General features: G+C 59.9%; 18 protein-coding genes and 1 tRNA gene. 13 read left to right on the top strand and 6 right to left on the bottom strand.

The features are described from left to right. Positions 1-8: 8 nt before the first annotated feature. A complete protein-coding gene (locus MWU54_RS01670; protein ID WP_247080337.1) occupies positions 9-464 on the top strand; it encodes an Lrp/AsnC family transcriptional regulator in 456 nt (151 codons plus the stop codon). A 48-nt stretch (positions 465-512) separates the two neighbouring features. Here the strand turns inward: MWU54_RS01670 and MWU54_RS01665 are convergent, their stop codons facing one another. Beyond that, positions 513-1,682 (bottom strand): cytochrome P450, encoded by a 1,170-nt coding sequence (locus MWU54_RS01665; RefSeq protein WP_247080335.1) that lies wholly within the window; start codon positions 1,680-1,682, stop codon positions 513-515. Positions 1,683-1,741: 59 nt separating this feature from the next. On the opposite strand from MWU54_RS01665, the gene MWU54_RS01660 reads away from it, so the two are divergent. The 5 genes from MWU54_RS01660 (at position 1,742) to MWU54_RS01640 (ending at position 8,150) form a co-directional block, all read left to right on the top strand. After that, a complete protein-coding gene (locus tag MWU54_RS01660) occupies positions 1,742-3,490 on the top strand; it encodes an ATP-binding protein (protein ID WP_247080334.1) in 1,749 nt (582 codons plus the stop codon). Then, entirely contained in the window at positions 3,487-4,710 is a 1,224-nt protein-coding gene (locus MWU54_RS01655; RefSeq protein WP_247080333.1) for a sigma-54 dependent transcriptional regulator, read from the top strand. Before MWU54_RS01660 ends, MWU54_RS01655 begins: the two co-directional genes overlap by 4 nt. 301 nt (positions 4,711-5,011) lie before the next feature. Further along, positions 5,012-6,001 (top strand): DctP family TRAP transporter solute-binding subunit, encoded by a 990-nt coding sequence (locus tag MWU54_RS01650; protein ID WP_281495960.1) that lies wholly within the window; start codon positions 5,012-5,014, stop codon positions 5,999-6,001. A 77-nt stretch (positions 6,002-6,078) separates the two neighbouring features. Next, positions 6,079-6,768 carry a TRAP transporter small permease gene (locus MWU54_RS01645; RefSeq protein ID WP_247080331.1) on the top strand — a complete coding sequence of 230 codons (690 nt, stop codon included), beginning with the start codon at positions 6,079-6,081 and terminating at the stop codon, positions 6,766-6,768. Positions 6,769-6,773: 5 nt separating this feature from the next. Beyond that, positions 6,774-8,150 (top strand): TRAP transporter large permease, encoded by a 1,377-nt coding sequence (locus MWU54_RS01640; RefSeq protein ID WP_247080330.1) that lies wholly within the window; start codon positions 6,774-6,776, stop codon positions 8,148-8,150. A gap of 160 nt (positions 8,151-8,310) precedes the next feature. Here the strand turns inward: MWU54_RS01640 and tpiA are convergent, their stop codons facing one another. After that, positions 8,311-9,051: a triose-phosphate isomerase gene (gene tpiA, locus MWU54_RS01635; RefSeq protein WP_247080329.1), complete on the bottom strand. Its 741-nt coding sequence runs from the start codon at positions 9,049-9,051 to the stop codon at positions 8,311-8,313. Positions 9,052-9,176: 125 nt separating this feature from the next. Between tpiA and MWU54_RS01630 the strand changes: the two genes are divergently transcribed. Beyond that, complete coding sequence (locus MWU54_RS01630) at positions 9,177-10,085, top strand: 2-oxoglutarate and iron-dependent oxygenase domain-containing protein (protein ID WP_247080327.1); 909 nt, start codon at positions 9,177-9,179, stop codon at positions 10,083-10,085. A 15-nt stretch (positions 10,086-10,100) separates the two neighbouring features. Here the strand turns inward: MWU54_RS01630 and MWU54_RS01625 are convergent, their stop codons facing one another. From MWU54_RS01625 to MWU54_RS01615, 3 genes are read right to left on the bottom strand one after another with little or no spacing between them, the layout of a single operon-like run. Beyond that, positions 10,101-10,493, bottom strand: a complete 393-nt coding sequence (locus MWU54_RS01625) for an iron-sulfur cluster assembly accessory protein (RefSeq protein WP_247080325.1) — start codon at positions 10,491-10,493, stop codon at positions 10,101-10,103. A gap of 41 nt (positions 10,494-10,534) precedes the next feature. After that, positions 10,535-10,861 (bottom strand): TfoX/Sxy family protein, encoded by a 327-nt coding sequence (locus tag MWU54_RS01620; protein WP_247080324.1) that lies wholly within the window; start codon positions 10,859-10,861, stop codon positions 10,535-10,537. 6 nt (positions 10,862-10,867) lie between these two features. Continuing rightward, positions 10,868-11,230: an SUF system Fe-S cluster assembly protein gene (locus MWU54_RS01615; protein WP_247080323.1), complete on the bottom strand. Its 363-nt coding sequence runs from the start codon at positions 11,228-11,230 to the stop codon at positions 10,868-10,870. A gap of 98 nt (positions 11,231-11,328) precedes the next feature. On the opposite strand from MWU54_RS01615, the gene tgt reads away from it, so the two are divergent. Continuing rightward, complete coding sequence (gene tgt / locus MWU54_RS01610) at positions 11,329-12,456, top strand: tRNA guanosine(34) transglycosylase Tgt (protein WP_247080322.1); 1,128 nt, start codon at positions 11,329-11,331, stop codon at positions 12,454-12,456. 76 nt (positions 12,457-12,532) lie between these two features. Further along, positions 12,533-13,096, top strand: a complete 564-nt coding sequence (locus MWU54_RS01605; RefSeq protein WP_247080321.1) for a hypothetical protein — start codon at positions 12,533-12,535, stop codon at positions 13,094-13,096. An 18-nt stretch (positions 13,097-13,114) separates the two neighbouring features. Here the strand turns inward: MWU54_RS01605 and MWU54_RS01600 are convergent, their stop codons facing one another. Continuing rightward, a complete protein-coding gene (locus tag MWU54_RS01600; RefSeq protein ID WP_247080320.1) occupies positions 13,115-14,293 on the bottom strand; it encodes a crosslink repair DNA glycosylase YcaQ family protein in 1,179 nt (392 codons plus the stop codon). A 336-nt stretch (positions 14,294-14,629) separates the two neighbouring features. On the opposite strand from MWU54_RS01600, the gene lon reads away from it, so the two are divergent. The 4 genes from lon to MWU54_RS01580 all read left to right on the top strand — a co-directional run bounded on the left by lon (position 14,630) and on the right by MWU54_RS01580 (position 18,374). Further along, positions 14,630-17,041, top strand: coding sequence for an endopeptidase La (lon, locus tag MWU54_RS01595; protein WP_247080319.1), 2,412 nt, complete (start codon positions 14,630-14,632; stop codon positions 17,039-17,041). Positions 17,042-17,265: 224 nt separating this feature from the next. Then, the gene (locus tag MWU54_RS01590; protein ID WP_247080318.1) at positions 17,266-17,652 is read left to right on the top strand and encodes an HU family DNA-binding protein; all 387 of its coding nucleotides are present in this window, start codon (positions 17,266-17,268) and stop codon (positions 17,650-17,652) included. A 19-nt stretch (positions 17,653-17,671) separates the two neighbouring features. After that, a tRNA-Val gene (locus MWU54_RS01585) sits at positions 17,672-17,746 on the top strand. Positions 17,747-17,798: 52 nt separating this feature from the next. Further along, positions 17,799-18,374 carry a histidine phosphatase family protein gene (locus MWU54_RS01580; protein ID WP_247080317.1) on the top strand — a complete coding sequence of 192 codons (576 nt, stop codon included), beginning with the start codon at positions 17,799-17,801 and terminating at the stop codon, positions 18,372-18,374. Positions 18,375-18,413: the final 39 nt, after the last annotated feature.

Raw genomic sequence — 18,413 nt, 5'->3', positions numbered from 1 at the left:
GAACATCAGTGAAGATCGACGAAACAGACCGGAAAATTCTTGTTGAGCTGCAGACCGATGCCGCGCAGTCGCTGGACGATATTGCCCGCAAAGTGGGGTCGTCGAAGACGCCGGTTTGGAATCGCATCCGCAAAATGCGCGAGGCCGGGATTGTCGGCGCGCAGACGGTGCGGCTGGACGCGGATGCGCTTGGGTTTGAGGCGTGTTTCTTTGTGCTGATCCGCACCAGTGAGCATGAGGCAGAGTGGCAGCGCGCGTTTCTCAAGGCGTTGCAGGATCGGCCCGAGGTCCAAGAGGCGCACCGGCTGGCGGGGGATATTGACTATATCCTGAAGGTCCGCGTGAAAAACGCGCGGGCCTATGATGCGTTTTACCAGGCGCTGATCGCTGAGGTGCGGGTGCATAACGTGACGGCGCTGTTGTCGATGGAAGAGATCAAATCGACCACAGCCCTGCCATTGTAGCGGTGGGCCTGTGCATATTTCTGAAAAGAAGATGCAGGGGCGACGCGCCTAGCCCGTCGACACCATCAGAGACGTCAGGCCATGAAAATGGTAGGTGTTCGCGTAGCTTGGCGCGTGCGCGAGCCGCAGGGTCGGGCAGCGGTCGAACAGGATGGGCAGGGCGATCTGAAGCTCAAGCCGGGCCAGCGGCGCGCCGACGCAGAAATGCATGCCGCCCCCGAAGCTGGTGTTCTGGGTGATGGCGCGGGTTGGGACAAAGCTGTTGGGGTCGTCCCATTTGGCCGGGTCGCGGTTGGCGGCGGCCAGCAGAAGCGCGACCTGGTCTCCGCGCGTGAAGGTGTGGCCGAACAGGGTGACCGTTTCATACGCATAGCGCGTGAACATGTGCAGAGGTGGGTCGAAGCGCAGGATTTCCTCGACCGTTTTGTCGTCGATCTGGCGGGTCTGCGTTTCGATCAGGGTTTTGACGCCATTGCCCAGCGTGTGCACCGTGGCTTCGTGACCGGCGTTCAGCAGCAGGATGCAGGTGGTGATCAGTTCATCGGTGGACAGCTTTTCGCCGTCTTCTTCGGCGGCAATCAGGTGCGTGATCAGATCGTCGCGCGGGTCGGCGCGGCGGTTGTCGATGTAGGAGGTCAGAAACGCGGTGAAATCCTGGGCGGCTTGCGCGGCCTGAAGTTCAGTGTCGCGGGTGCGGCTGGCCTGGTACATGGCGACCATGGCGTTGGACCATTTGAGCAGCTGCGGGGCCATATCGTCGGGCACACCCAGCAGCCGGGCAATCACGATCACCGGGATCGGCTGGCAGAAGGTCGTCAGCAGGTCGAAGGGCTTGTCTTGCGGAAACGTGTCGATGGTGTCGTGCACAAGGCGCGTGATTTCGGGGGAGAGCGCCTTGATCCGGCGCGAGGTAAAGGCGCGCAGGACAAGCCCGCGCAGGCGCGTGTGCCGGGGCGGTTCCAGTTCGAGCATGGAATGCGCTTCGACCGCATAAAACGGTGCAAGATGGTCGGGGATATCCGGCGCCAGTTCCGGCGGGACTTCGCGGCCAAACCGGCGGTCGCGCAGAATGCCGTGTACGGCGGCATGAGATACGGCGCAGGGCATCTTGTAGTCGTCCCACCATGCCAGATCGCCGTCCGCGCGCATCCGATCGTAGAACGGGTAGGGGTTTTGCACAAAGGCAGGATCCGTGGGAGATTGGCTGAAGTGTCGCATCCTGCGCAAACTGACGCGCAGCGCTGGCAATGACAAGAGATCACGGCTTTAATCACGCTATGACGTCGAACCCCTGGACCCGCTTTGCCTTTGTGATCGCGTTTCTGGCGCTGGTCGGGGCGTTGGCGGCCGGTGTGTGGCGGCAGGGGTTTGTTCAGGCGTTAGAGCCTTTGGAGGCGCGCGGGCAGGCCGATCTGGCGCTTGCGTCTGACCGGCTCATGGCGCAGTTGCAGCGCTACCGGGAATTTGCGGTTCTGACGGCAGATCATCCGGTTCTGGCCAGCCTGCACGAGGGCGGATCGCCCGAAGACGCATCTGCGGTGTTGCTGGAAGCGGCAGACAAAACCAGCACGCTGACCGTATTTTATGCCGATACCGATGGGACGGTACTGGCGACCTCGAACGGTGTGGTGCCGGAAGCGCTTGCGACAGGGCGGTATTTTCAGCGGGCCGTGAACGGGGCCTTGGGCGCAGAGCAGGGATCAACCGCCGGGTTTGCGCAGCGCACCTACAGTTTTGCGGCACCGGCGTTTGGCCCGGACGGGCGCGTGCGCGGGGTTCTGGTGGCGGTCGCCGATATTGACGATCTGGAGGAAGACTGGCGCGGCACGCAGCCGACGGTGTTTTTCACCGATCGCGACGAACGGGTGTTTGTGACGAACCGGTCGGAACTGTTGTCGGCACAGTTGCAGGACGGACCGGAATTGGCGTTCCCGGATGGAACGCGCCGGTCCACGGTTGTGCGGAGTTTTGCGGGGTACGACATACTGGACCAATCCTGGTCGCCATACATTCCGCAGCGCGCGATGTTGCTGAGTGCGGACCTGCCGGTGATCAATATGACCGGCTATACGATGATCAACGTGTCCCCGGCGTTGCGTCTGGCGCAGTTGCAGGCGGCGGCGGTGGCGGCGGTGTGCCTGTTTTTCGGCGCGCTTTTGTTTCTGGCGACGGAACGGCGGCGTGCCTTGACCGTGGCTAATCTTGCGTTGGAAGACCGGGTAGCCGAACGGACGCAGGATCTTGAAGCGGTGAACGCCGATCTGCGGCGCGAGGTGCAGGAACGTCAGGATGCAGAGGCGGCCTTGAAGCGGGCGCAGGCGGAACTGGTGCAGGCGGGCAAGCTGTCAGCGTTGGGGCAGATGTCTGCGGGGATCAGCCACGAGTTGAACCAACCCTTGATGGCGATCCGGTCATTTGCCGACAACGCCACAGCCTTCATGGCGCGCGGAGAGACTGACCGCGTGAGCCAGAACCTGTCGCGGATTTCGGATATGGCGCGGCGGATGGGGCGGATCATCAAGAACTTGCGGGCCTTTGCGCGTCAGGAAAGTGAACCGGTCACGCGTGTTGATCTGGTTGCCGTGATCCAAAGCGCCGTGGAACTGACCGAGACGCGCGTGCAGGCGATGGATGTGACGCTCTACTGGGAGCCGCCGGATGCGCCGGTCTGGGTGCGCGGTGGCGAGGTGCGGTTGACGCAGGTTTTCGTCAACCTGATTTCGAATGCGGCGGACGCGATGCAGGACAGCCCGGTGCGAGAGCTGAGACTCGCGTTGAAGAATGATATGCAATTGTCTGTTATCGTGAAAGATACCGGGCCTGGCATTACAGAGCCCGAAAAGATCTTTGATCCGTTTTACAGCACGAAAACGGTTGGGTCCGCTGATGGCATGGGGCTTGGGCTTTCGATCAGTTACGGATTGGTGCAAAGCTTTGGCGGAACGATCAATGGATCGAATGCGCCCGATGGCGGCGCTGTGTTCACGGTTGTTCTGGAGCGGTGGATGGAGAAGGACGCGGCATGATAGGACGTGTGCTGTTGGTCGATGATGATCCGGCTGTGCGCGAAGCGTTGGGGCAAACGCTGGAACTGGCCGACTATGACGCAATCACTGCCGGATCGTTTGTCGAGGCGAAAGACCACATCACGGCGCGCTTTGACGGGGTGATCGTGTCGGACATGCGTATGCCGGGGCGTGACGGGTTTCATTTGCTGGACTACACGCGGGCGCAGGATGAAGACTTGCCGGTGATCCTGTTGACCGGTGAAGGCGACATTCCGATGGCGGTCGATGCGATGGGGCGCGGCGCGTTTGCGTTTCTGGAAAAGCCCTGCGCGCCGGGCGATTTGACCGATGTGATCGCCAAAGCGTTGAAAACACGCAGCCTTGTGCTTGAGAACCGCCGTTTGAAGGCGCAGTTAGAGACTGGTGATCCGGCGGCGCGTATGCTGTTTGGAACGTCGCCCCAGGCCGAAGACCTGCGCGCAAAGGTGCGGGTTGCGGCCAAATCAGGCACCGATGTGCTTGTCACCGGTGAGCCGGGCACAGGGATTTCAAAGGTGGCCGAGGTTATTCATCTCAGCTCGTCGCGGACGAATGGCCCGTTTGTGAAACGCGCCTCTGCACAGATGTCGCGGGACGTGTTGGCCGAGCTTTGGGCCTCTTGCCGGGATGGCACGCTGTTTCTGGATGATATCGGGCAATTGCCCACGGACAGCCAGATGGCGCTGCTGGATCTGGTTGATCAGGATCACACGCGGTTGATTGCAGGGTCGACCACCGCGCTGCAGGACGTGGCGGAGCAGGGGTCGTTCAACACGGACCTGTTTTACAGGTTGAGCGTGATGCAGGTGCGCATTCCGTCGATTGCCGAACGGCCCGGCGATATCCCGGTGCTCTTTCGGCACTACGTGGCGCAATCTGCCGAACAGGCCGGGCTGGACGCGCCTGTGGTGACGTCGGAAGTCGTGGACGGGCTTATGGCGCGCCCCTGGCCGGGCAATGCGCGGGCGTTGATGAGCGAAGCAATGCGGTTTGTGCTGGGGGTCGAAAACACGGATCGCACGCAGGATCAGGGGGGGTTGGTCGAGCGTCTGGCGCAGGTCGAAAAATCCATCCTGACCGACGCGTTGCAACACGCCAAGGGGCAGGCGAGCGTGGCCGCCGAAGCGTTGCACCTGCCGCGCAAGACCTTTTACGACAAGCTGGCCAAATATGGCCTGCGTCCGGAGAGCTTTCGCTGACGGCGCAAGAATCGCCTGTCTCACATGGGATGGATTTGTGCGAAATTCCGCACAAGCGGCGCCAACAGATGTGCGGAAATCCGCACAGGATGTTGGGGCGGGATGCCTTGGCCACATTCAAAACAGCTGACTGCTCTCTGAAATTGCTATGAAATTCAGAATCGCGCAGATGTCGCATACGTGATTCTTGCCCGAAAAAGCCGTTAACGCTTTTGTGAAGGGGTACAGCGCCATCTGGGAGGGGCGCTTGGATTGTCTTTTTGACCAATCTCCCTGGGAGGAAGTTATGAAAAAGTTTCTGATGTCCGCAGCAGCGGTCGCAACAGTGATGACAGGTGCCACTGCAGCGCAGGCCGCGTGTGACGATGGCGAGATCGTCATCAAGTTCAGCCACGTGACCAACACAGACCGTCACCCCAAAGGCATCGCGGCATCCCTTCTGCAGCAGCGCGTCAATGACGAGATGAACGGCAAGGCCTGCATGGAGGTGTTCCCGCAGTCGTCGCTTTACAACGATGACCAGGTGCTGGAAGCCATGCTGCAGGGCGACGTTCAGCTGGCCGCGCCGTCGCTGTCGAAGTTCGAGCAGTTCACCAAGCAGTTCCGCATTTTTGACCTGCCGTTCATGTTCAAGAACATTGACGCGGTGGACGCGTTCCAAAGTTCGGAAACCGGGCAGGCGATGAAGGAAAGCATGACCCGCCGCGGTCTTCTGGGCCTCGCGTTCTGGCACAATGGCATGAAGCAGATGTCTGCCAACAAACCGCTGGTTTCCCCCACCGACGCGGAAGGCCTGAAATTCCGGGTGCAGAACTCGGACGTGCTCAAGGCGCAGATGGCGGCTCTGGGTGGCTCTCCGCAGCCGATGGCGTTCTCGGAAGTGTACGGCGCGCTGCAGACCGGCGTTGTGGACGGGCAGGAAAACACCTGGTCCAATATCTACGGCCAGAAGTTCTTTGAGGTGCAGGACGGCATCACCGAAACCAACCACGGTATCATTGACTACCTTGTTGTGACCGGCACCGACTGGTGGGACAGCCTGCCGGATGATGTGCGCACGCAGCTTGGCACGATCATTGATGAAGTGACCGCGACGCGGAACTCTGAATCCACCAAGGTGAATGCCGAGGCCAAGCAGGCGGTTCTGGACGCCGGTGGTGTTGTGCGCGAGCTGACCGCTGAACAGCGTCAGGCCTGGGTCGACGTGATGAAGCCCGTCTGGGAACAGTTCCGGGACGATGTGGGTCAGGAAAACATCGACGCGGCGCAAGCCATTAACATGAACTTCTAAAGATCATGTGACGACAAACCCGGCCCCGATTGCGGGCCGGGTTTTCTTTGACTTTCGTCAAACTGGGAGGGGCAGACATGTCTGCGCAATACGAACCACGCACCTTTGCAGGGCGTGTGGTGCATGAGCTGGAAGAGACCGCGATCGCGATCATTCTGGGGCTCATGGTGACCATCACCTTTATCAACGTTGTGCTGCGCTACGGGTTCAATACAGGCCTGATCTGGGGGCTTGAGATGACGTCTTTCCTGTTTGCGTGGCTTGTCCTGTTCGGCGTGAGCTATGCCGTCAAGGTCACCGCCCATCTGGGGGTGGATGCGATCCTGAATATCGTGTCGCCCACGGCCCGGCGGGCCTTGTCGCTGATCGCGGCGGCGATCTGTGTGATCTATGCAGCCCTGCTGATGAAGGGCGCATGGGACTACTGGGCGAATTTTGCCAACCTGCCTCAGACCACCGGGCGCTGGTTTCCGACCGGCATCGAAGAGATGGGGCGCACGTCCTATCGCGGATGGTACGAGACCGTCGATATTCCGTTTCCGGAATGGCTGCGCTGGATTCAGCCGATCATGAACGAAGGCGAAGATTACGAAAAACTGCCGCGGTTCATCCCCTATGCGATGCTGCCGTTTGGGGTTGCCTTGTTGCTGTTTCGCTTTTGTCAGGCCACGTGGCGGATCTGGACCGGCGAAGCGCAGAACCTGATTGTCAGCCATGAAGCCGAAGACGCCGTTGAAGACGTCGCAGCCATGAACCGCGGGGACTGAAGACCATGGAAGTCGCAATTCTTTTCGGAATGGTCATTGGCCTGATGCTGATCGGTGTGCCGATCGCCGTGAGCCTTGGCTTTTCCTCGATCCTGTTCCTGCTTGTGCTGAGCGACACGTCGCTGGCGTCTATCGCGCAGACGCTGTTTCAGGCGATGGCCGGCCACTACACGCTTCTGGCGATCCCGTTCTTCATTCTTGCGTCGTCGTTCATGTCGACCGGCGGGGTGGCGCGGCGGATCATCCGGTTCTCGATTGCCATCGTGGGGCATTTTCCCGGCGGTCTGGCGATTGCCGGTGTGTTTGCCTGTATGCTGTTTGCCGCGCTGTCTGGGTCGTCCCCGGCCACGGTTGTGGCCATCGGTTCCATCGTGATCGCAGGCATGCGGCAGGTGGGCTATACCAAGGATTTCGCGGCGGGCGTGATTGCCAACGCGGGCACCCTGGGGATCCTTATTCCGCCCTCTATCGTCATGGTGGTTTACGCATCTGCCACCGACGTGTCGGTGGGCCGCATGTTCCTTGCGGGCGTCATTCCTGGGCTTTTGGCCGGGTCGATGCTGATGATCACCATCTACATCATCGCGCGGGTCAAGAACCTGCCGAAAGGCGAATGGAAAGGCTGGGGCGAGGTCTGGGAATCGGGCCGTGAAGCGGGCTGGGGTCTGTTTCTGATCGTCATCATCCTGGGCGGTATCTATGGCGGCATCTTCACGCCCACGGAGGCGGCGGCGGTCGCGGCGGTTTACGCCTTCTTTATCGCCAGTTTCGTCTATCGAGACATGGGGCCTTTGTCGGGCAAGGACGGTGCGGCGAACCTGACGCTGTTCCAGAAGCCCATCGCCCTGATCACCGCGTTTTTCCACCGGGATACCAAGGACACGTTGTTCGAAGCGGGCAAGCTGACCATCACGCTGATGTTCATCATCGCCAACGCGCTGATCCTGAAACACGTGCTGACGGATGAACAGATCCCGCAGACCATTGCAGCCGCGATGTTGGACGCCGGGTTCGGGCCGATCATTTTTCTTGTGATCGTGAACGTCATCCTGTTGATCGGCGGTCAGTTCATGGAACCGTCGGGTCTGATCGTGATCGTGGCCCCACTGGTGTTTCCGATTGCAATCGAGCTCGGGATTGATCCGATCCACCTTGGGATCATCATGGTGGTGAACATGGAGATCGGGATGATCACACCGCCGGTGGGTCTGAACCTCTTTGTGACCTCCGGGGTGGCCGGTATGCCGATGATGCGGGTTGTCCGCGCGGCACTGCCGTTCCTGGGTGTGATGTTCATCTTCCTGATCATGGTCACCTATATCCCATGGCTGTCGACCTTCCTGCCGACAACCTTCATGGGGCCCGAGATCATAACGCGGTAACAAAAAGGAGCGCGTCCGCGCGCTCTAATCCGACATGTGGAAAAGCGACGCTCTGTTCCGGGCGTCGCTTTTTCTTTTGCGGTTCGATTTGGCATATTTTTCAAAAGAAGAAATGACAGCGGGTGCTCAGGTCATTTCTTCTTTTTCCAAATATGCAAAGTCAGGCGGCGTTTAACGCGTCGACGATTGGGGCAAAGTCACGGGCCTTCAGGCTAGCGCCCCCGACCAAGGCACCGTCGACATCGGGGACGGCAAAGATCTCTGCGGCGTTGGAGGCTTTGACGCTGCCGCCGTAGAGCAGGGGAATGGCGTTGCCGATCTCCTGACCGAACCGGTCGGTCAGGGCGCTGCGAAGAAAACCGTGGACCTCTGCGATCTGGTCGGTGGTGGGCACTTTGCCGGTGCCGATGGCCCAGACCGGTTCGTAGGCGACAACCGTGTTTGTGGCGGTACAATCGTCGGGCAGGGAACCTGCAAGTTGTGTGCCGATCACGTCCAGCGTTTTGTCGGCGTCGCGGTCGTCGAGGGTTTCGCCGACACAAACGATGGCGGTCAGGCCGGCGTTCCAGGCGGCGATGGTTTTGTAGGCCACCAAGGCGTTGCTTTCGCCATGATCCGCGCGGCGTTCGGAATGGCCAAGGATCACGTGGCTGGCCCCTGCGTCCTTGAGCATTTCTGCGGAAAGGTCGCCGGTATGGGCACCGGACGCGGCGCTGTGGCAATCCTGCGCGCCGATGGCGACGCGGCCGGATTGCGCCTTGGCGGCTGTGATCAAGGTGGCGGGTGGGCAGATCAGGACATCGGCCGTGCCGGATGCGGCGTCCTGAAGGTCTGCCAGTTCGCCGAGCGCGTCTGACAGCCCGTTCATTTTCCAGTTTCCGGCGGCAAGTTTGCGGCGCATGGCAAAGGTCCTGTTGTGATGACGTGTTGCGCGCATCATCGCGGGCCGGGAAGGGACGTCAAGAGCGGTTGCACAGATATGGGCCGGGTGCCAAAAGGGCGCGCAACCGCAAAGGAGCGCCGGACATGATCCCGAGATTGGACGCAGCCGCATTGGCGGCCGGTGATGCAGATGCATTGGCCCAGATGAAGATCGCCGCCGAAGAGGTGGGGTTTGCAACGGTGACCAACACCGCGTTCACGTCGGCGCGGATGCGGTTTGTTCTGGCGGCGTACCGGGCATTTTTCGATCTGCCGTTTGAGGTCAAGAACCAGGTCAACATGGCGCGCACCGGGTCGAACCGGGGGTGGGGCGCGCCGCAATCGGAACAGGTCGATCCGGAGGCGAACCCGGATTACAAGGAAGTGTTCGACTGCGGCTATACCTTGCCGGATGGGGACATGCGGGTTGCTTTGCCGGTCTATGCGCCCAATCACTGGCCGGATCGTCCGGCGGGCTTTGATGCGGTGATCCGGGGGTATTACCGGGACGCGCTGGATGTGGCGCGTGGCATTCTGCGAGGAATTGCGACGTCGATTGGCGCGGATGCGGATTTTTTTGAAGACAAGTTCGACTGTCCCATGGCGCTGTTGCGGGGGAATTACTATCCGCCGCGGCCGGACTGGGCCGGGGACAAGGATTTCGGGATTGCCGCGCATACCGATTACGGCTGCCTGACGCTGTTGGCGACTGATGGCCAACCGGGGCTGGAAGTGCAGCCACGCGGGATGGACACATGGGTGCCGGTGCAGGCACCGCCCGGTGAGTTCATCATCAATTTTGGCGAAATGCTGGAAATGTGGACGGAAGGTCAGGTTGTGGCGACGTTGCACCGGGTGAAGGGTGGACCTGACGAACGGATTTCGGTGCCGCTGTTCTTTAACCCGAATGTCGAAACCAATGTCGCGCCGGTGGGATCAGGCAAGCTGATCCGGGCGGGGGATCATTTGTCCAAACGCTTTGCAGAAACTTACGTGCATTTGCAAAACGGCTAGGCAGAGCGCCCGCTGTCAGAGCTTGGGCGCGCCGTTGGCGTGCTCTGTGCTGAGGTCCTCGACATCTTTGAACTTGATCGATTCCCCGCAACCGCAGGCGTCTTCCACGTTCGGGTTGTTGAACTGGAAGCCGGATTCAAGCAGGGAGGTCTGGTAGTCGATCTCGGTGCCAAACAGGAACATCTGCGCCATCGGCGCGATCATCACCGTGGCCCCATCCTGTTCCACCACCTCATCATGCGGGTCGGCCTCGTCGACGTAATCCATGGTGTATTCCATGCCCGCGCAGCCGCCTTTCTTGACGCCGATGCGCAGGCCGGCATGGCCCTTGGCGTCCATCAGCTTGCGCACCTGTGCCGCCGCTTTTGGGGTCAGGGTGACGGCTTGTTTTCCGGGGATGCCAAACATGGTGCGGGTCCGTTTCGTTGCGTTACGTTCAATCTAGGGGCTCAGTCCGCCTCTGCCAAGGACCGCCGCGCCCAGCGGCAGGCCTCTTCCGGATCGTCAAGGGCTGCGTCGGGGAGGGTCCAGTAGGGCATGACCGAGGGTTTGCCGGTTTTGCCGTCGTAGGTCCATTGTGTGCAGCCTTCGTCTTCAAGGTCTTGCGCAAGCCTGCCGCGCGCCTTGAGCAGCAGGGCGTCTTCGGGTCCGATCACGGCGAAGATGGTGCCATCCGAGTAGATGCCCAAACCGCCGAACATCTTGCGGGTGGTCAGGCCGGGCAGCTCTCGGAAGAGATCACGGACGAATGCAATCTGTTCGTCACTGACCGCCATGCCGGATCACATGAAGCCAAGCTCGAGCCGGGCTTCGTCGGACATCATGTCCATGCCCCAGGGCGGTTCCCACACAAGTTCCACGTCGACCTGTTTGACGCCGGGCAGCGGTTCGATGGCTTCGGCCAGCCATCCGGGCATTTCACCGGCGACAGGACAGCCCGGTGCGGTGAGTGTCATGATCACCCGGACCTCGTTCTGATCATTGATGTCAAGCGTGTAGACAAGTCCCAGATCATAGATATTGACCGGGATTTCAGGGTCATAGACAGACCGGCAGGCCTCGACCACCTGATCATACAGGGGATGATCGGTGCTTGATGGGGCAATCAGCGGTGTGCCTTCGATCTGAGGGCTGGCGTCGTTCATGTCAGTCTTCCCGTGAGTTCCTGACTAAAGATATAGGGAAAGGGGTGGGCAGGGTAAAGGGTTGGCATTCGCGGAATGCTGAGGCATGGGGTTTCCCCATGAGTTTGACGTCATTTTCCCTGCACGCGACCGACGGCGCCGCCCGGACCGGTCAGATCGAAACCCCGCGCGGTGTGATCCGCACGCCGGCCTTTATGCCTGTGGGCACGGCGGCCACGGTCAAGGCGATGATGCCCGAGTCCGTGGCGGCGACCGGTGCGGATATTCTACTGGGCAACACCTATCACCTGATGCTGCGCCCGACCGCCGAACGGATTGACCGGCTTGGCGGGCTGCACAAGTTCATGAACTGGGACAAGCCGATCCTCACGGATTCAGGCGGGTTTCAGGTGATGAGTCTTGCCGATTTGCGCAAGCTCACCGAAAAAGGGGTGACGTTCAAATCGCATATCGACGGGTCGAAACATGAATTGACACCGGAACGGTCGATGGAGATCCAGAAGCTGTTGGGGTCGGACATCGTGATGTGTTTCGATGAATGCCCCGCCTTGCCCGCCGACCGGGACCGGATCGCGCAGTCGATGCGCCTGTCGATGCGGTGGGCGGAACGGTCAAAGGATGCGTTTGGCGACCGGCCGGGACACATGCTATTTGGCATCCAGCAAGGTGGGCTGGAACAGGATTTTCGCGAAGAATCGGCCGAGGCATTGAAAGCGATTGGCTTTGATGGCTACGCGGTGGGTGGTCTGGCCGTGGGCGAAGGGCAGGAGGCGATGTTCGGCTGTCTGGATTTTGCGCCCGGTCAACTGCCCGAAGACAAGCCGCGCTACCTGATGGGGGTCGGCAAACCGGATGACATCGTCGGCGCGGTGAGGCGCGGGATCGACATGATGGATTGCGTGCTGCCATCGCGGTCGGGCCGGACAGGGCAGGCGTGGACGCGGCGTGGGCAGGTGAACATCAAGAACGCGCGGCATCAGGATGACCCGCGCCCATTGGACGAAGATTGCACCTGTCCCGCGTGCCGCAACTATTCCCGCGCCTATCTGCATCACGTCTTCCGCGCGCAGGAGATGATTTCGGGCATGCTGCTGACCTGGCACAACCTGCATTACTATCAGGAATTGATGCAGGGCCTGCGGGATGCGATTGCAGCCGGAGAGTTCGCCGCGTTCGAAACCGCGTTTCATGCCAAACGCGCCGAGGGCGACATCGACCGGCTTTGAGATGGACTTCTGCGGCGTCTGGTGTATTCATCTAAAAGTTGGAATGTGAATGCGCGAATAGCCTTTGGAGTATGTTATGCGACTGCCGTTGATTGGGTTTGCCATTGGTCTTGGACTGCTTGCGGGTCCACTGGCCGCCCAGATGATGCACGGGGACGGGCAGGGCCATCGTCACGGGATGTATGGTCAGGGCCACGATATGACGCGGATGCCGGGCCTGCGCGGACAGAACGCCACGCCTGAGGAAAGCGCGGAACTGGCCACGTTGTTTATGGGGTTTCAGACCCTGAGCCGCGAGGTCGAGCGACTGCCCAATGGCATCCGCACGGTCACACGGTCCAGCGATCCGGTTGTGATGGACGCTTTGGTTAGCCACACGGTTGGCATGATCGACCGGGTTGGCCAGCAGGATGATCCGCAGATCATGATCCAAAGCCCGACGCTTGATATCTTCTTTGCGCGCGGGGATCGCATTCTGTCCCAGGTCGACATGACGGATGACGGGATCGTGGTCACACAGACATCCGATGATCCGGAGCTGGTGGAAGCGCTGTATGTTCACGCCGATGAAGTGTCCGCGATGGTCGAACGCGGCATGCATGCAGTGCATCAGATGATGATGCAGAGGGCAGGGAATTAACCGCCTTGATGGCCAGGGTCACGCGGTCCGTTCACAGTCCCACGATATGCTGTCGACGCCGGCAAGGCGGCACAGGCGCGTCAGTTCGGCATCAAGCTTGGCCACACGTTGCGCTGTCCGCGCGACGCCGGGTTCGAACCAGAGATTGCTGACGGACAGGGTTCCGGTTGCCCGGTCCGCCTTGGCCTCGATCCGTCCGACAAACCGTGCGCCTTCGAGCAGCGGAAACACGTAGTATCCCCACTGCCGTTTGTCCTTGGGCACGAACATTTCGACCGTGTAGTCAAACCCGAACAACCGTTTCAGCCGCACCCGGTCTCGTATGGCGGGATCAAACGGGTTGAGGATCCGCAGTCGTGATGTGGGATTGGGTGTCACGGCCAGCCGGTGTTCAATATCCGGGCTGGCCAGCGCCTTGGTCCATGTTCCATCCGCGGATTCGATGTCTACCGGGACGTATTGGGCGCTGTCGCGCGCTGCCCAATCTGCCACTTCACGCACATCCGTGGCGTCCCAGAACTTGCGAATTTCGCCCTGGGTGCCAAAGCCAAGGCGCTCCAGCGCGGCGCGGCACAGCCACGTAACCTGATCGTGATCGGCAACGTCCTGCGTGCGCAGGTCTTCGGGAAAAACCCGTTCGGCCAGATCATAGACCTTGGTGAACCCATCGCGGTGACAGGTGGCAAGCTCTCCAGAAAACCACAGGTAATCCAACCCCACCTTATGGGGCGGGCGTTTCCACATCTCTTTCTTGCCCTCGACCCTCGTGTCAAAGGCATGTGTCGACAGCGGGCCTTCATCCGCGATGCGGGCTTTGATCGCGTCAAGGTCCAGAGATTTCAACGCGCCACCATACCACGAGGATCGGGCGACCTTTTCCTTCATCCTTTGGAACTGCCGCTGCCACATCGGCAACACCGCCATCGGCAGAACCGACGCGTCATGTGTAAAATGTTCAAACACCGCACGATCCTTGGCCAACAGCGCGTCCAGCTTGGGTTCGCGGTAATGCTGGTTACGGCTCCAGAGAATGTGATGATGTGCGCGCGACACGATCTGGATGCTGTCAAGTTGCACAAACCCAAGCCTGTTGATCAGGCCCAGCGTGTCCAGCGGCCCGGTCGGAGCATCCCCCAATCCATGCGTTGAGAGCCAGAGACGCCGGGCGTCGCGGTTTGGTATCTTCAAAGCAGTCACAAGGCGTCACAGTCTACATGTGTGTGCATTCGTCAATGGGGATCGCACCGGTCCGGATCAATCCGGACCATGCCCAAGCGTCATCGCGCCAAACCACGATTTGTGACGTGTTTTTTGCCAATCCGTCTAAAGGTTTGTCTATTCTTTGCCCGTTTACGCACCGAAGCGTCCAATTGGTGACTTGCACCTTGGGCGGTGACGGCGCAATTTAAGCGCGTTGTTGAGGCGGCTTGATTTTGCAGTGGCAGAGACCCACCTTAACTACCCATGACCGGAGAAGACCGGGGCTGCCGCCAAGCGGGGCCAGTGTCTTCTTGCCAAAACAAGGAAACGAGCATGCAAGAGCCCCTGAACGCATCTTATCCAGTGCTGCCGCTGCGCGACATTGTCGTGTTCCCGCACATGATCGTCCCGCTTTTCGTGGGCCGCGAAAAATCCGTGCGCGCATTGGAAGAGGTGATGTCGGATGACAAGCAGATCCTGCTTGCCAGCCAGATGGACCCGGCGGAGGATGATCCGCAAACCGATGGCATTTTCAAAGCCGGCGTGCTGGCGAACGTGCTGCAACTTCTCAAACTGCCCGACGGCACGGTGAAAGTGCTGGTCGAAGGGCAACGTCGTGTGCGCATCACGGATTACATCGAAAACGATAATTTCTTCGAAGCGAACGCCGAATACCTGACCGAAATGCCGGGCGACCCGGCCGCGATCGAGGCGCTTGTGCGCACGGTAGGCGAAGAGTTCGAGCGCTATTCGAAGGTCAAGAAAAACATCCCCGAAGAAGCGCTGGGCGCTGTGTCAGAAGCGGATGAACCCGCAAAACTGGCGGATCTTGTCGCCGGGCATCTGGGGATTGAAGTCGACCAGAAGCAGGAACTGCTTGAAACGCTGGCGGTGAGCGAGCGTTTGGAGAAGGTTTATGGCCTGATGCAGGGCGAAATGTCCGTGCTGCAGGTCGAGAAAAAGATCAAAACTCGCGTCAAATCCCAGATGGAGCGCACGCAGCGCGAGTACTATCTGAATGAGCAGATGAAAGCCATTCAGAAGGAACTGGGCGACGGCGAAGACGGCCAGAACGAAGTGGCGGAACTGGAAGCGAAGGTCAACGAGACCAAGCTGTCCAAGGAAGCGCGCGAAAAGGCCGATGCCGAGATCAAGAAGCTCAAGAACATGAGTCCGATGAGCGCCGAAGCGACCGTCGTGCGCAACTATCTGGATTGGATGCTGTCGATCCCGTGGGGCACCAAGTCCCGCGTGAAGAAGGATCTGGGCAATGCCGAAAAGATCCTCGATGCGGATCACTACGGGCTTGAGAAGGTCAAGGAACGCATCGTCGAATACCTTGCGGTGCAGCAGCGCTCGAAAAAGCTGAAAGGCCCGATTATGTGCCTTGTCGGCCCTCCGGGTGTCGGTAAGACGTCCTTGGGCAAATCCGTGGCGAAAGCCACGGGGCGCGAATTTATTCGTATTTCGTTGGGCGGTGTGCGCGACGAAAGCGAAATTCGCGGTCACCGTCGGACCTATATCGGGTCCATGCCGGGTAAGATCATTCAGGCGCTGAAAAAAGCCAAGACGACGAACCCGCTCATCCTGCTCGACGAGATCGACAAGATGGGTCAGGATTTCCGGGGTGATCCCGCGTCGGCGATGCTGGAAGTGCTCGATCCGGAACAGAACTCGACCTTCGTCGACCACTACTTGGAGGTGGAATACGACCTGTCGAACGTGATGTTCCTGACCACGGCGAACTCCTACAACATGCCGGGGCCGCTTCTGGACCGGATGGAGATCATTCCGCTGGCGGGCTACACCGAGGACGAGAAGGCGGAGATTGCCAAGCGTCACCTGATCGAAAAACAGGTCAAGAACCACGGCCTCAAGAAGGGTGAGTTCGAGCTGACGGACAAGGCGCTCACGGACGTGATCCGCTATTACACGCGGGAAGCCGGTGTGCGGAACCTTGAGCGGGAGATCTCCAAACTGGCGCGCAAAGCCGTGACCAAGATCGTCAAGAAAGAGGACGAGACCGTCAAAGTCACGCCCGACAACCTCGACGATTTCCTTGGCGTGCGTAAACACCGCTATGGGTTGGCCGAAGACGAGAACCAGGTCGGCGTTGTGACCGGGTTGGCGTATACCTCCGTAGGGGGTGATCTGCTGCATATCGAAGCGTTGAAACTGCCGGGCAAAGGCCGGATGAAGACCACCGGTAAGCTGGGCGACGTGATGAAGGAATCCATCGACGCCGCAGCCAGCTATGTGCGGTCCATCTCGCCTCAGATTGGGGTGAAGCCACCGCAGTTCGACAAGATGGACATCCACGTGCACGTGCCCGATGGCGCAACGCCCAAGGACGGTCCGTCTGCCGGTCTGGCGATGGTCACGTCGATTGTGTCGGTGCTGACGGGCATCCCGGTGAAGCGCGATATTGCCATGACGGGCGAAGTGTCCCTGCGCGGTAATGCGATGCCTATCGGTGGCTTGAAGGAGAAACTGCTTGCCGCGTTGCGCGGTGGGATCAAGACCGTTCTCATTCCGAAAGAGAACGAGAAGGATCTCGCGGAATTGCCGGACAATGTGAAAAACGGTCTGAAGATCGTCGCCGTTGAACACGTGTCGGATGTTCTGAAAATGGCGCTGGTGGACACACCGGACCCGATTGAATGGGACGAAGCTGCTGAAGAAGCCGCAGCCGCCGCACGCGCGGCAGAGGCTGCCGCGCAAGGGGCGTCGCCCATCGCGCACTGATGCCGTTGACACGAAACCAACAAAAGGCGCCGGGTTCGGCGCCTTTTTCGTTTCTTGCGGTCCGGGTTGGGAAATTCTGTGTCCTGGCAGGTGGTATCCCCCCAAATTCTGGAGGCGTGCCAAGATGTTGTCCCAAGTGGGCAGATGCTGACTGGATAATGTGTACATTTTTGCTATGATCGCCAAATAATAATGAAAAATCTGGTATCAGAGGGAAGAGTAGAATGGTCACAGGCAAGAAAACAACGACCCGCAAAACGACCACAACGCGCACCGCGCCACAGGCACCTAAGGCGGCCGATCCGGAAGTCGTGGTGAATGAAACGCCACAGATCACAGAGCCTGAGCTGAAGAAAAAAGAACTGATCGAGATGGTGGTGGCGCGCAGCGGCATCAAGAAGCGGGATGCGAAACCCGTGATCGAAGCGATGCTGGCCGTTCTGGGCGAAACCATTGCCGATGGGCGGGAACTGAACCTGGCGCCGATGGGCAAGCTCAAGATCACGCGCATGAAAAAGACAACGAAAGCGCATGTCATCACGACCCGTTTGCGGCGCAATGAACCAAGCAAAATTGATCCGGTTGACCCACTTGCACAGGCTGCAGAGTAGGGCTAAGACAACCGGCGTTGGGTGATTAGCTCAGTGGTAGAGCGCTTCGTTCACATCGAAGATGTCAGGAGTTCAAATCTCTTATCACCCACCATTTTTCTTCTGGTGTCTGCGCGGGTGAGTGCCCCGAAAGGGACGGACCGGTCGTGACATATCCCAAGATTTGGTTCCTGCGTCATGGGCAAACCGTCTGGAATGCAGAGCGGCGCATTCAGGGGCAGTTCGAATCCGACCTGACCGACACCGGAATAGGTCATGCCAGGACGCAGGCGCGGTTGTTGCAGCCAATCCTGCCGGTGGCAGAGGCGTTCCACGTCTCCCCCTTACGACGCGCCCAACAGACCGCGCGGATTGCGCTTGGGGATTTGCCCTACACCGTCGATCCGCGACTGGCGGAAGCCCATGCCGGTGACTGGCAAGGGCTGTTGCGGGACGATGTTCTTCGTCAATGGCCCGAAAGAACCCGTCCCGACATGTCTGCGTTGGAGTTGTTTCTGTCCGCCCCCGGCGGGGAACGACTGGATGCGTTTCGCGGACGCATCACGGCGTTCCTGTCCGAACTGTCCGCCCCCAGCGTGATCGTTGCGCATGGGCTGTGGGGGCAGGCGATGCGGGCCCACGTGCTCGGCCTTGGCTGGGACGACATGCTGTCTTTGTCCAATGACCAGGCCTGTGTTTACGTCCTCGAAGATGGGCAGGAAACGGTTCTGCGCGCGGCGTAAAAAATTGTCACATGCCCCCCTTGCGCGGGGCGCGCAGCT

Source organism: Marivita sp. S6314 (assembly GCF_023015985.1).
In the GTDB taxonomy this organism is placed as follows: Bacteria; Pseudomonadota; Alphaproteobacteria; order Rhodobacterales; family Rhodobacteraceae; genus Marivita.
This window is presented reverse-complemented; position numbering and strand designations above follow the sequence as displayed.